This is a genomic window from Geodermatophilus sp. SYSU D00703 (genome assembly GCF_054050155.1).
Genome location: NZ_JBJGYU010000005.1, coordinates 39,714 through 52,482, shown reverse-complemented (window position 1 = coordinate 52,482; position 12,769 = coordinate 39,714). Strand labels below are relative to the sequence as shown.

14 protein-coding genes are annotated in these 12,769 nt (G+C 75.4%); 6 read left to right on the top strand and 8 right to left on the bottom strand.

Annotation, left to right across the window (positions count from 1 at the left end):
- Positions 1-63 precede the first annotated feature (63 nt).
- On the bottom strand, positions 64-972 hold the full coding sequence (locus ACI782_RS08050) for an ABC transporter substrate-binding protein (protein ID WP_456907887.1): 909 nt from the start codon (positions 970-972) through the stop codon (positions 64-66).
- Positions 973-1,074: 102 nt separating this feature from the next.
- On the opposite strand from ACI782_RS08050, the gene ACI782_RS08045 reads away from it, so the two are divergent.
- The 5 genes from ACI782_RS08045 (at position 1,075) to phaZ (ending at position 7,134) form a co-directional block, all read left to right on the top strand.
- A complete protein-coding gene (locus ACI782_RS08045) occupies positions 1,075-2,769 on the top strand; it encodes a phosphatase PAP2 family protein (protein WP_456907885.1) in 1,695 nt (564 codons plus the stop codon).
- Entirely contained in the window at positions 2,766-3,371 is a 606-nt protein-coding gene (locus tag ACI782_RS08040) for a hypothetical protein (protein WP_456907883.1), read from the top strand. The genes ACI782_RS08045 and ACI782_RS08040 overlap by 4 nt, the downstream gene beginning before the upstream one ends.
- A complete protein-coding gene (locus ACI782_RS08035) occupies positions 3,368-4,435 on the top strand; it encodes a lysylphosphatidylglycerol synthase transmembrane domain-containing protein (protein WP_456907881.1) in 1,068 nt (355 codons plus the stop codon). Before ACI782_RS08040 ends, ACI782_RS08035 begins: the two co-directional genes overlap by 4 nt.
- Before the next feature lie 133 nt (positions 4,436-4,568).
- Positions 4,569-6,293 carry a PHA/PHB synthase family protein gene (locus tag ACI782_RS08030; protein ID WP_456907879.1) on the top strand — a complete coding sequence of 575 codons (1,725 nt, stop codon included), beginning with the start codon at positions 4,569-4,571 and terminating at the stop codon, positions 6,291-6,293.
- Between the two features lie 40 nt (positions 6,294-6,333).
- Complete coding sequence (gene phaZ / locus ACI782_RS08025; protein WP_456907877.1) at positions 6,334-7,134, top strand: poly(3-hydroxyalkanoate) depolymerase; 801 nt, start codon at positions 6,334-6,336, stop codon at positions 7,132-7,134.
- Positions 7,135-7,170: 36 nt separating this feature from the next.
- Here the strand turns inward: phaZ and ACI782_RS08020 are convergent, their stop codons facing one another.
- Both ACI782_RS08020 and ACI782_RS08015 read right to left on the bottom strand, forming a co-directional pair.
- Complete coding sequence (locus ACI782_RS08020; RefSeq protein WP_456907875.1) at positions 7,171-8,073, bottom strand: hypothetical protein; 903 nt, start codon at positions 8,071-8,073, stop codon at positions 7,171-7,173.
- Positions 8,063-8,308, bottom strand: a complete 246-nt coding sequence (locus ACI782_RS08015; RefSeq protein WP_456907873.1) for a hypothetical protein — start codon at positions 8,306-8,308, stop codon at positions 8,063-8,065. Before ACI782_RS08015 ends, ACI782_RS08020 begins: the two co-directional genes overlap by 11 nt.
- Positions 8,309-8,705: 397 nt before the next feature.
- Here ACI782_RS08015 and ACI782_RS08010 point away from each other — a divergent pair, with 397 nt between their 5' ends.
- Complete coding sequence (locus tag ACI782_RS08010; RefSeq protein WP_456907871.1) at positions 8,706-9,050, top strand: hypothetical protein; 345 nt, start codon at positions 8,706-8,708, stop codon at positions 9,048-9,050.
- A 25-nt stretch (positions 9,051-9,075) separates the two neighbouring features.
- On the opposite strand, the gene ACI782_RS08005 is transcribed toward ACI782_RS08010, so the two are convergent.
- Genes ACI782_RS08005 through ACI782_RS07985 form a run of 5 tightly spaced genes read right to left on the bottom strand, consistent with a single transcriptional unit; the run spans position 9,076 to position 12,668 of the window.
- On the bottom strand, positions 9,076-10,215 hold the full coding sequence (locus ACI782_RS08005; RefSeq protein ID WP_456907870.1) for an FAD-dependent oxidoreductase: 1,140 nt from the start codon (positions 10,213-10,215) through the stop codon (positions 9,076-9,078).
- Positions 10,212-11,003, bottom strand: coding sequence for a hypothetical protein (locus tag ACI782_RS08000; protein WP_456907868.1), 792 nt, complete (start codon positions 11,001-11,003; stop codon positions 10,212-10,214). The genes ACI782_RS08005 and ACI782_RS08000 overlap by 4 nt, the downstream gene beginning before the upstream one ends.
- The gene (locus tag ACI782_RS07995; RefSeq protein ID WP_456907866.1) at positions 11,000-11,941 is read right to left on the bottom strand and encodes an ABC transporter ATP-binding protein; all 942 of its coding nucleotides are present in this window, start codon (positions 11,939-11,941) and stop codon (positions 11,000-11,002) included. Before ACI782_RS07995 ends, ACI782_RS08000 begins: the two co-directional genes overlap by 4 nt.
- Complete coding sequence (locus ACI782_RS07990; RefSeq protein WP_456907864.1) at positions 11,938-12,174, bottom strand: helix-turn-helix domain-containing protein; 237 nt, start codon at positions 12,172-12,174, stop codon at positions 11,938-11,940. Before ACI782_RS07990 ends, ACI782_RS07995 begins: the two co-directional genes overlap by 4 nt.
- On the bottom strand, positions 12,174-12,668 hold the full coding sequence (locus ACI782_RS07985) for a DUF2975 domain-containing protein (protein WP_456907862.1): 495 nt from the start codon (positions 12,666-12,668) through the stop codon (positions 12,174-12,176). The genes ACI782_RS07990 and ACI782_RS07985 overlap by 1 nt, the downstream gene beginning before the upstream one ends.
- Positions 12,669-12,769: the final 101 nt, after the last annotated feature.

The following is a 12,769-nucleotide window of genomic DNA, read 5'->3' as shown; positions in this document are numbered from 1 at the left end:
CACTGTAGGCCCCGCGCAGGGCCCCGCCGCGAGCCTGCGATCGGTGGGGGCAGGGGTCCTTCCTCAGCGGCCGGCCCACCACAGGGCCGCGGCCTCCTCCGGCGTCCGGCCGTCGACGGCGACCAACCGGTTGAGCCGCACCAGGTCGGCGTTGGTCAGCCGGACGCTCACCGCGTCCAGCGCCGTCCGCAGCTCCTCCCCCGCCCGGTCGAGCACCGCCGTCCGCACGATCGGCACCACGTTCTCGTGCGGCTGCAGGCCCCGGTCGTCGTGGAGCAGGACCAGCGAGCCGTCGGCCAGCCGCGCGTCGGTCGTCTCCAGCAGGCCGATGTCGATCTCGTCCGACAGCAGCGCCTCCACCGTGGCCGCCCGGGACGGCATCGCGCGCACCTCGGCGAACTCGAGGCCGTAGACCTCCCGCAGGCCGGGCAGGCAGTAGCGGCGCTCGGGGCACTCGGGCGGCCCGCCGAACACCATCCCGGGCGCGACGAGGGCGAGGTCGGAGAGCCGGCGGACGGCGTTCTGCTCGGAGAAGCCGGTCCGGACGACGAACCCGTTCTGGTCCTCGGCGGGCGCCGCGGCGAGCACGGTGGCGCCGCGCTGCTCCATGACCCGGGCCAGGGCGGCCCGGAGGTGCTCCGGCTCCCGCTGGGCCGCCGGCCGACCGGGGTCGACGAAGTCCAGCGCCGTGCCCAGGTAGTCCACGACGAGGTCGACGACGCCCTGCTCGAGCGCGGGGAGCACCACCTCACGGGTGCCGATGCCGTGCTGGACGGTCACCGGCAGGTCCGCGCGCCGCAGCGCCTCGGCGTAGACCTCGGCCAGGATCTGGTTCTCGGTGAAGTCGTAGGAGGCGACGCGGATCGTGCCCTCGGCCGCCGGGGCCGCCGTCCCGGCGACCGGGGCGCACCCGGGCACCAGGAGGAGGGCCAGCAGGAGCAGCGCGGCGGGGACCGCCCGGGGACGCCGCATCGCGGGCTCCCTCCTCGCGGGGGAACGGGCCCGGTCACGCTAACGCCGGACGGCGGCCAACCCAATGGACCGCGGGCCCGTCGGGGTGCAGCATCGGGCGGCATGGCGTCGCTGCCGCACGCCGCCCCGGAGGCAGGCCCGGCCCGGCGTCCCGGTTCGCCGGCCATCCAGCACGTCCGCCGACGGCGCCGCCCCTCCGGCGAGCCGCCGCCGCTGCCCCGGCACCTCAACACCTCCGGCCGCTGGTGGCTGGGCCTGTCGGCCGGTGTGGTGGTGGCCTGGTCGGTCGTCCTGGCCACCGACAGCGTGCCGTTGGTCGACCTGGTGGACACCCGCGTCCTCCAGGCGGTCGCCGAGCTGCGCACCCCCGGGCTGACCGCCGTCGCCGAGGCGGCCGGCGTGCTGGCGACCAAGCCCGTGATCCACGCGCTGTGGGTGGCCAACCTGCTGGTCCTCGTGGTGTGCCGGCGCTGGCACCACCTGTTCGTCTGGCTCGGCGTGGGCCTGCTGGTGGTCAACGTCGGGGCGTGGGCCACGGTCGCGCTGCAGCGGCCGCGCCCCTTCGAGGTGGAGCTGCTGGGCGACTGGTCGGGCTTCACCATGCCCTCGCTGCCGGTGACCGTGCTCGCCGCGTTCCTGGTGAGCACGGTGTACGCCCTCGTGCCGGCGGGCCGCCCTAGGACGATCGCCAAGTGGGTGGTCGTGGGCCTGCTCGCGGTCACCGTCGCCTCCCGGCTGTACCTGGCCCAGGACCACCCGAGCGACGTCGTCGCCGCCGTCGTCCTCGGCGTCGCGGCCCCGCTGGCGGCGTTCCGGCTGATGACGCCCAACGACGTGCACCCGGTCCGCTACCGCCGGGGCAGCCCCGCCCACCTCGACGTCTCCGGCGCGCGGGGCGAGGCGATCGTCCGGGCCCTGCAGGACCAGCTCGGTCTGCTGGCGACCTCCTGCACGCCGTTCAACCTGGCCGGCTCGGGCGGCTCCACCCCGCTGCGGATCACGGTGAAGGCGCAGGACGGCGAGGACTACGTCTTCGGGAAGCTCTACGCCGCCACGCACGTGCGCTCCGACCGCTGGTTCAAGCTCGCCCGCACCCTGCTCTACGGGCGGATGGAGGACGAGAAGCCCTTCGCCAGCGTGCGCCGGCTCGTGCAGTACGAGGACTACGTGCTCCGGCTGTTCACCGACGCCGGGCTGCCCGTGCCGCACCCGATGGGGATCGTGGAGATCACCCCGGAGCGGGAGTACCTGCTGGTCACCGAGTTCATCCGCGGCGCCCAGGAGATCGGGGACGCCGAGGTCGACGACGCGGTCATCGACCAGGGGCTGGCCGTGGTGCGGCGGATGTGGGACATCGGCGTGGCGCACCGCGACATCAAGCCGGCCAACATCCTGGTGCGCGACCGCACCCTGTACCTCATCGACTCCGCGTTCGCCGAGGTCCGGCCGAGCCCGTGGCGGCAGGCGGTGGACCTGGCCAACATGATGCTGGTCCTGGCGCTGCGCACCGACCCGGCGCGGGTGTACGCGCGGGCGCGGGTGCGCTTCTCCGACGAGGAGCTGGCCGAGGCCTTCGCCGCCACCCGCGGGCTGACCATGCCGTCGCAGCTGCGCCGGTCGCTGCGCGCCGACGGCCGCGACCTGCACGCGCAGTTCCTCCGCCTGCTCCCCTACCGCCTGCCGCCGGTCCGCATCCAGCGGTGGAGCTGGCGGCGGGTCGGGCTGTCGCTGGTCGCCCTGCTCGGCATGCTCGTCGCGGCGGCGGTCGCGGTCGACCTGCTGGACTCGCCGCTGTGACCGCGGCCCGGCTCGCCCGACGGGTCGCCCTGCCCCTGGCCGGCACCGCGCTGCTGGCTGCCGGCTGCGCGGCGCCGGGCGGCCCGGTCCTGGGCGCGGCGCCGGCCTGCTCCATCGGGGACGACGCGCGTGCGGCCAACGGCGTCGTCCTCATGGCCCAGGCCGTGCCCACGGCGTCGGTGGTGCCCTGCGTGGAGGGCTTGCCGCTGGGGTGGCACTTCTCCGGCCTCGAGGCGCAGCGCGGCTCGGCCCGGTTCTGGCTGGACTCCGACCGGGACGGCGTGCACGCCATCGAGGTGGCGCTGACGCCGTCCTGCGACACCGGCGCGGCCACCGAGGTCCGCAGCGACCGCGACGGCATGGCCCGGTTCGAGCGGGTCACCCAGGTGACGCCGCAGTACCACGGCCGGCGCATCTACCTGTTCGACGGCGGCTGCCTCACCATCGCGTTCACCCTCGCCGGCGAGAGCCGCGCCGAGCCGCTGGCGCTGGCGACCCAGGGCATCGGCACCCTCCGCCGGGACGAGCTCGCCGAGCAGGTGCGCGCCGAGAGCGGCGGCCGCCTGCAGCTCGACCCGCCGTCGGCCGGGGGCCCGCCGTGACCGCGCCGTGGCGCCGGTGGCGCAAGGTGGTGACACCGGTGCTGTCGCTGGTGCTCGCCGGCGCGGTCCTGGCCTGGTTCCTCCCGCAGTTCACCACCCTGTCGGCGGTGTGGGACACGATCGGCTCGCTGACCGGGGCGGAGATCGCCCTGCTCGCGCTGGTCACCGTCTGGAACCTGGCGACCTACCAGTTCCTCGTGGTCGCGACCATGCCCGGGCTGACCCTCCGCCAGGCCACCGTGGCCACGCTGTCGACCACGGCGGTCGCCAACACCGTCGTCGCGGGCGGGGCGATCGCGGTCGGCCTCACGTACGCGATGAACTCCTCGTGGGGCTTCTCCCGCTCGCGGACGTCGGTCTCCCTGCTGGTCGCCGGGCTGTGGAACAACTTCGCCAAGCTCGCGCTGCCGGTGCTGGCGCTGAGCCTGCTGGCGTTCCGGTCCACGCCGAGCGCCGGACGCGTGGCCGCCGGGCTGGCGGGCCTGGCCGGCCTGGCCGCGGCCGTCGTCCTGCTCTGGCTGCTGCTGCGCAGCCGCGAGGGCGCGGCGCGGATCGGCACGGCCGCCGGGCGGGTCGCCTCGGCCGTGATCCGGCCCTTCGGCCGGCCGCCGGTGCAGGGCTGGGACCGCGCGACGACGCGGTTCCGCGACCGGACGGCGCTGCTGCTGCGCGCCCGCTGGCACTGGATCACGCTGACGACGCTGGTGAGCCACCTGTCGCTGTTCCTCGTCCTGCTCGTGTCGCTGCGGGTCGTGGGCGTGCCGAGCGAGGACGTCGGCCTGGTCGAGGCCCTGGCGGTCTTCGCCTTCGCCCGGCTGCTGACCGCGATCCCGTTCACCCCCGGCGGGCTGGGCGTGATGGAGGTGGCGCTCATCGCCGGCATGGCGGCGGCCGGCGGGGACCGCGGCCTCGTGGCCGCCGCGATCCTGCTCTACCGGGCGCTCACCTACGTGCTGCCGATCCCCCTCGGGCTGGGCACCTACCTGTTCTGGCGGCACAACCGGTCGTGGCGCCGGCCACCCAACGCCGCGCCGCGGTCGGACCTGGTCCCCGAGACCGCCTGAGCGAGGACCCCTGCCCCCGCCGCTCGCGAGCTCGGGGCGGCACCCGGGAGGAGGACGTGGCCCTGCGGGGGAGGACGCTCCGTGGTTGAGTGTCGTCGGTCACACCGCGAGCCAGCACACTGAGGAGACCGGCATGACCGACGCAGCACGACCGCCCGAGGACCGGACCACCGACGGCGTCGCCCAGGAGCCCGGCGACGCGGCCCTCGGCCTCGACATGGTCCTCGTGGACGGCGTCCGCGGGCCGCTGCGCCGGATGATCCCCCCGGCCCGCACGACGCTGCGGTTCGGCCGCGCGCTGGCCGGCCGGCCGGGCCTGGTCGCCGGTCAGGTGGGCGGCCTCGCCAAGGACCTCGGGAAGGTCGTCGCCGGCCGCTCCGACCTCGCCCCAGCGCCCAAGGACAAGCGGTACGCCGACCCCGCCTGGACCGGCAACGGCATCATGCGGCGGGCGATGCAGGCGCACATCGCCGCGTCCCGCACCGCGATGGAGCTGCTCGAGGCCGCCGACCTGGACTGGCAGGACGACGAGCGCCTGCGCTTCACGCTGACCAACCTCATCGACGCCCTGGCCCCGAGCAACACCCCGCTCAACCCGCTGCTGTGGAAGGCAGTCATCGACACCGGCGGGCGCAACGCCGTCCGGGGCCTGCGGCGGATGGTCTCCGACCTCGCGTCCTCACCGCGGGTGCCCTCGATGGTGGAGCCCGACGCCTTCACCGTCGGCGAGGACCTCGCCGTCACGCCGGGCGCGGTCGTGCTGCGGACGCCGGTGTTCGAGCTCATCCAGTACCGGCCGACCACCGAGCGGGTGCGGGCGGTGCCGTTGGTCATCGTGCCGCCGACGATCAACAAGTACTACATCACCGACCTCGCCCCCGGCCGCAGCATCGTCGAGAACTACGTGGCCTCGGGGCAGCAGGTCTTCATGATGTCCTGGCGCAACCCCGACGAGCGGCACGCCGACTGGGGCATGGACGCCTACGGCCAGGCGGTCCTCGACGCCATGGACGCCGCGGAGCGGATCACCGGCAGCGACCGGGTGGCCCTGCAGGGCTTCTGCTCCGGCGGGATCATCCTCGCGATGCTGCTGGGCCACCTGGCCGCCACCGGCGGGCTGGGCCGGGTGGCCGCCTCCAGCTACTCCGTCGCGGTCCTGGACTGGTCGCGGGCGGGCACCCTCGGCGCGCTCATGGACGAGGGCGCGGTCCGGGAGGCGACCGAGAGGTCCCGGAAGAAGGGCTACCTGGACGGCGCGACGCTGGCCGAGGTGTTCGCCTGGCTGCGGCCCAACGACCTGGTGTGGAACTACTGGGTCAACAACTACCTGCAGGGCAACCCGCCCCCGGCCTTCGACATCCTCTACTGGAACTCCGACACCACGCGGATGAGCGCGGGCCTGCACCGGGACTTCATCGACGTCTCCATGGGCAACAAGCTGACCAAGCCGGGCGCCGCCACCATGCTCGGGTCCCCGGTCGACCTGTCGAAGGTGGACGTCGACGCCTACGTCACCGCGGGCATCGCCGACCACATCTGCCCGTGGCAGTCCTGCTACCGGACGACGCAGCTGCTCGGCGGGCGGAGCCGGTTCGTCCTCTCCACCAGCGGGCACATCGCCTCGCTGGTGAACCCCCCGGGCAACCCGAAGGCCTCCTTCCAGGTGGCCCCGGACACCCCGCCGGACGCGGAGCAGTGGCTCGCCTCGGCGGAGAAGCAGCAGGGCTCGTGGTGGACGGACTTCACGTCCTGGCTCGCCGAGCGCTCCGGCGACGAGGTCGACGCGCCGTCGTCCCTGGGCAGCGACGAGCTGCCGCCGCTGGCCGACGCCCCGGGCACGTATGTCTTCGACAAGTAGGCCGCGCAGGCCGCGGTCGGCGTCGGCACCCACCGCCGACGTGGTCCGCACCATCACCGTCGCCGGGCGGACGCTGCGGGTGTCGGTGCGCACCGGGGAGGAGTCGGTCCCGCCGCTGCTGCTGATGAACGGCATCGGGGCCAGCCTGGAGGTCCTGCAGCCGTTCGTCGACGCGGTCGACCCGCGGCGGACGGTGATCCGGTTCGACGTCCCCGGGGTGGGCGGGTCCCCCCGGCCGGTCGTCCCCTACGTGCTGGCCACGTTCAGCCCGGTGGTCGCCGGGGTGCTCAGCGAGCTCGGCCACGACGACCCGGTCGACGTCCTGGGACTGTCGTGGGGCGGCGGGCTGGCCCAGCACTTCGCCGTCCAGCACCGCCGCCGCGTCCGCCGGCTGGTGCTGGCCGCCACCGGCACGGGCACCCTGATGGTGCCCGCCCACCCGCGGGTGCTGGCGCGGATGCTCACCCCGCGCCGGCACCGGGACCCCGACTACACCCGGTCCATCGCCGGGGACATCTACGGCGGGACGATCCGCGACGACCCGGCGCTGGCGGCCCGGGTGCTGCACTCGGCGAGCCGGCTGGGCCCGCGGCGCGGCTACTACTACCAGCTCGCGGCCAGCGCCGGCTGGAGCAGCCTGCCGTTCCTGCGGTTGATCCGGCAGCCGACCCTCGTCGTCGCGGGGGACGACGACCCGATCATCCCGGTGGTGAACGCGCACGTCCTGGCCCGGCTGATCCCCGACGCCCGGCTGCACCTCTACCGCGGGGGGCACCTCGCGCTGATCACCGAGGCCGACGAGCTCGCGCCGGTGGTCGAGCGGTTCCTGGACCGGGACTGACCCGCCGCGCGCGGCCGCGGGTCGGTCCCGGGCGGCTCACCCCCGGACGTCGAGGACGAAGGAGCAGCCGGCCGACCCGGAGGACTCGACCTCGAATCCCAGGGTGGTCAGCAGGTCGGCGATCGCGGCGTTCATCGTCCGCTGCACCGCCGCGTCCACCGCCGCGCCGCGCACCTGCTGGCGGCTCATCCGGTCGTGCTGGTGCCAGCTCACCAGGATGCCGCCCTGGCCCGGTACGGGGGTGAGGCAGACCCCGCCGGTGGCGCCGCGGCCGTCGCAGTCGTGCAGCGGCAGGCCCGCCTCGACCAGCGCCGCGGTCACCTCGACGACCAGCGTGGTGAGCGCGTCGTCGTCGGACAGCAGCCCGTTCCACTCCTCGGTCAGCCGGTCCAGCTGGTCGCCGAGCTCGCCCAGCCACGCCCGCTCCTGGGGCTGCTGCCGCCGCACCAGCCCGCCGTCGGTGCGCTGCGCGCCGTAGACCGACCGCACCGACGACGGCAGCCCGCCCGCGAGGGCCGCCCAGTCCGCGTCGATGCGGTCGGCGAAGGGCCCCGCCACGACCCGGTCGCCGGGCCGGTCGGCCCACTCGTCGACCAGCCACCACGCCGGCGCCGCCCCGGACCGGCCGGCCCGCTTGCCCGCGGGGTGCGTGGCCACGCCGACGGCCGCCCCGAGGCACTCGTCCTGCGGCGCCGCGCCGCCGGTGCCGGCGTCGACGTGCGGGACGTCGCCGGCCGGCCGGGCACCCGCACCGTTCCCGGCCGCGGCCCCGGCGGCCATCGCGGGCACGGCCACCCGCCGCTGCACCTGGTTGCGCTCGAACTGGTACCGCTCGGTCGACCTGGTGCCGAGCGCGATGACCACCGCGGCGAGCAGGACGAAGCCCAGCACCGCCACGGCCGGCCAGAACAGCACCTCCTGGACGACGTCACCAGGCACGCCAGGCTCCCTGCGGTCCGGCGCCCCACAGGGCGGCGCGCTGCACCAGGTCCCGCAGCCACGGCCTCAGCCGGGCGGCGGAGGAGCGGAGGTCCTCGCGCAGCGACGTCGGCGCCGCGACCGGCTCCTCGGGCACGAAGAGGTCCATCAGCGCCGTCAGGGTCAGCTCGTCGGCCGTGGGGATCGTCCCGACGGGGGACGGCGGGCGGGTGGCCGGTGCAGGTGGCGCGTTCACACGGGGCTCCTCGGGACTGTTCGTCGCGGCCGGGGAAGTGCCGCGGACAGTCGGAAAAGTAGGGCTCGAGCCCCCGCTGTCAGCCCCGCGCGGCGGGCCCGCGACGGGCCCGTCACCTGATCGTTGTCCGGACCCCCTCGCCGGGCCGGTGACCCGTCGCTGCACCCGCCGCCTTGTCGACATCCGCCCTGCTCCGCAGCGTGGAACGGCCGGGAGCGGCGGGTGGTGACGCCGGCGCGGGCACACGACACGGCGTGTCCAGGCGTGCGCCGAGGCGGGCTGTGGACCCGACCCGCCCACCCGATCGGGTGGCGTGGTCGTCCGCAGCCCTGCAACGCCGGGTTGCGGCGGCCGATCACCTCGCACGGACGACGCACCACCCAGCGAGGAGCACGCCGTGATCATCTCCGCCCCGCGGACCACCCCTGCCTCGGAGGCACAGGTCGCGCGCGAGGTGCTGCAGGTGCTCGACCGCCGCGCCGCCATGGACCGGCCACCGGCGAGCGTGACCGTCTCCGCCTCGGTCGCCCTGGGCATCGCCGCCCAGTTCCGCAGCGCCTCGCTCACCGGGCAGGTGCTCGACCGCTTCTGCACCGGCGGCTCCGTCGACAGCGACGAGCTGATCGAGGCGGCCCGCTTCGAGCAGGGCTTCGCCTCCCCTGAGGGCTACGCCGCGCTGCGCTGCCTGGTCCTCTGGGTCCAGGACCGCACGCGGTGGAGGGCGGCGCGGCGGCGCGGTTGACGGCCGACCGCCGGCGGCTCAGGGGTCAGGGGACGGGGACGCCGACCGGACTCGGGAAGGAGCGGTCGCCGAAGAGGACGCGGCGGGCCGCGGCCTGCCCCACCGGCGTGCGCAGCAGCGGGAACACCGCCGCCGCCGCGGCGGGCGTGCGCACCTGGGCCAGCCCCCGGCGCAGCGCCAGCCGTCCCCGGAACCGGGCGCGCAGGGCGGTGCCGTCGTAGCGGGTCAGCGCGTCCGGGCCGGCCCGCAGGGCGTCGTCGAGGACGGCGGCGGCGTGCTCCGACAGCCGCAGGCACGGATCGAGACCACCGGCGGTGAGCGGGGAGACCGCGCCGGCCGCGTCGCCCACGAGGAGGCCGTCCGCGCAGCCGATCCGGCGCAGCAGCCCGCCGACCGGGATCGGTCCCCCGCGCCGCTCGACGTCCCCGGGCCGGCCGACGCCGGGCAGTCCGGGCGCCGCGGCACCGAACCGGTCGAGGGCCCGGCGCAGCCCCTCGGGGAAGCGGTCGGCGTAGCCGGCGACGCCGACGTGGGCGTGCCGCCCGTCGTTGACCACCCACGCCAGGTAGCCGGGAGCCAGCGAGGGGTCGAGCACGCAGTGGAACGTCGGCGGCTCCTCCCCCTCGGGGATCGCGAAGACCTCCTCGGCACCGACCAGCAGGTGCCTGTTGCGGTCGAGGCCGAGGTCGCGGGCGACCCGCGAGCGGGCGCCGTCGGCACCGACGACGTACCGGGCCCGCACCCGCACCGGCCCGTCGCGGCCGGCCAGCAGGGAGGCGCCGGCGCAGCGGCCCTCGTAGCGGGTGCCCAGCGCGATGCGCACGCCGGCGTCGGCCGCGGTCCGGGCCGCGGCCTCGTAGAGCGGCGCCATGTCGCCCACCCGGTACTCGTCGCGCTCGCTGACCAGGGCCACCGGGCGGCGCAGCCCCGGCGGGTACAGCACCACTCGCCGGATGGGTGGGCCGAGGCACTCGGGCGGCAGCGGGAAGTCGTCGAGGGTCTTGCGCACGAAGATCCCCGTGGTGCGGATCGCGCCGGCGAGGCTGGGGCGCCGGTCGACCAGCAGCACGTCGTGGCCGCGCTCGGCGAGCAGCGTGGCCGTGCGCAGCCCGGCCAGTCCGGCCCCGACGACGAGGACGTCGGCGTCCGTGCGGTCGGCGCTCACCGGTTCGCGTCGTCGCGGGCCAGGCGCAGCCAGCCGAGCAGCAGGGCTCCCCCGGCCCACGCCACCAGGGCCGTCACCGAGGAGGCCGCCGTCATCCCCGGCACCTCGTCGAGCAGGAGGAACGCCGCGCCGGAGCCGGGCAGGACCTCGGCGAGCGCGGAGGTCCACGCGTAGCCGAACTGCGGCAGGAACAGCGGCAGGACCAGCATCAGCAGGAACACCGCGACCAGGCCGCCGGCCGTGTGGCGCAGCAGGAAGCCCAGCCCGACCGCCAGCGCGGTCCCGGCCGCGACGACGAGGGCGACGGTGCCGAGCACGTCGAGCCCCTCGCCGACGAGCAGGGTCAGTGTCGGCCGGGCCACGAGGGCGGCGGCGGCAGCGCAGGCCGCGGCCAGCAGCACCCCGACGCCCGTGGCGGTGCCCACGACCACGCTCCCGCGGGCGAGGTAGAGCACCCCGCGGCGCGGCGTCCACTGCAGCGTCGGGACGATCCCGCCGGTGGCGTAGTCGGCCGTGACCGCGCTGACGGTGAGTGCGAGCAGGGCGAACTGCGCCGGCACGGCGGCGACGGCCGCGACCACCCAGGCCGGGGTCCCCGGCGCAGGACCGCCGTCCCCGGTCGCGTCGAGGCCGCCGATGACCCCGATGCCGACCACCGCGACGGCGGCCACGGCCAGGTACCACCAGCTGGCCTGCACGGTCCAGAGGCGGGTCCACTCGGCCGCGCAGGCGCGGGCGAACACGCGGGCGGCGGACACGTCGTCCGCCGCACGGGTCGGAGCCGTCACCGCACGCCCTCCGTCGTCGTCCGCACGGGCTCGGGACCGCGGCTGTGGTGCTCCACGCTGCCGCTGGTCAGCTCGATGTAGGCCGCCTCGAGGGACTGGGCCACCTCGGAGAGGTGGTGCAGCGGAACGGAGCCGGCGTGGGCGAGCCAGCCCACCTCCTCGGCGGTGGCGCCCTCGACCAGCAGCTCCTGCGGGTCGACGCGCCGGACGGAGAGGCCACGTTCCCGGAGCCGGGCCAGCAGGTCCTCCGTCCGGGAGCTGCGGACGCGCACCTGGACGTTGCCGAGCCCGCGCAGGATCTCCTCGGTGGTCGCGTCGGCGATCAGCCGGCCGCGGCCGATGATGACCAGCCGGTCGGCGGTCTGCTGGACCTCGCTGAGCAGGTGGCTGGAGACCAGCACGGTGCGCCCCTCGGCGGCGAGCCGGCGGAGCAGGTCGCGGATCCAGCGGACGCCGTCGAGGTCCAGCCCGTTGACCGGCTCGTCGAACAGCAGCACGCGGGGGTCGGCGAGCAGCGCGGCGGCGATCCCGAGCCGCTGGCGCATGCCGAGGGAGTAGCCCTTGGTCCGGCGGCGGGACGCGCGCTCCAGCCCGACCTGCTCGATCACCTCGTCCACCCGGCGCGCGGGGACGCCGTTGGCCCGGGCGGCCACCCGGAGGTGGCTGCGTCCGGAGCGGCCGGGGTGCACGGCGCCGGGGTCGAGCAGCGCGCCGACCTCACGCAGCGGTTCGGGGAGCGTCGCGAACGGCCGCCCGTTCACGAGAGCCTCCCCGGACGTCGGCCGGTCCAGGCCCAACACCATCCGCATCGTCGTCGACTTGCCCGCCCCGTTCGGCCCGAGGAAGCCGGTGACCTTCCCGGGTTCGACGGCGAAGCTGAGGTCGTCGACGGCCAGGACGTCGCCGTAGCGTTTGGTGAGACCGCGCACCTCGATCACCGGCGGGCCTCGTGCGGGGCGTCGGAGTCCTCCGGGACCCACTCGAGCAGGTCACCGGGCTGGCAGTCGAGCACCCGGCACATCGCCTCCAGGGTGCTGAAGCGGACGGCCTTGGCCCGGCCGTTCTTCAGGACCGCCACGTTCGCCGGCGTGAGCCCGACCCGCTCGGCGAACTCCCCCACGCTCATCTTGCGTCTGGCCAGTTCCACGTCGATGCGCACGACGATGGGCATCAGATGACCGCTTCCATGTCGGTCCGCAGCGTCGTCGCCTGCCGGAGCAGCGCCCGCATGACCACCATGAGCAGGCCCACCACGGCGCCGACGAGCAGCAGCACCAGCAGCAGCGCGGGCAGCCCCGGCTCGTCGCTGACCTCGTCGATGATGAAGTAGTAGGCGCAGACGAACGCGCCCAGGAGCATCACCCAGCCGACGGCGATCGCCCCCACGATCGCGTTCACCCACGGCAGGGCGCTCTCGCTGAAGATGCGGTCGTGCCTGACGAGGGTGAGCAGCTTCCAGGTGCACACGATGACGACCTGGACGCACACCAGCCCGAGGACCGAGACCGTCAGCATCGTCGCGCGCATGAACGACTGCTCCAGCGACGGCTCGGCGAGGTCCGGCACCATCCCCGGCGCGGCCCAGACCTGGGCACCCACCAGTGCGGCGAACACGATCGCGAGCAGGACCCGGAGCGGGCCGACCACCCGTTGCGTCTGAGACATGCATCGACTCTCGGGTGACACCTATCGAATGTCAATCGAAACACGCCGTGTGGCGATGCGGCGTCACCCGCCAGCAGGAGCGCGCCCGCCCGCGCGGGGGA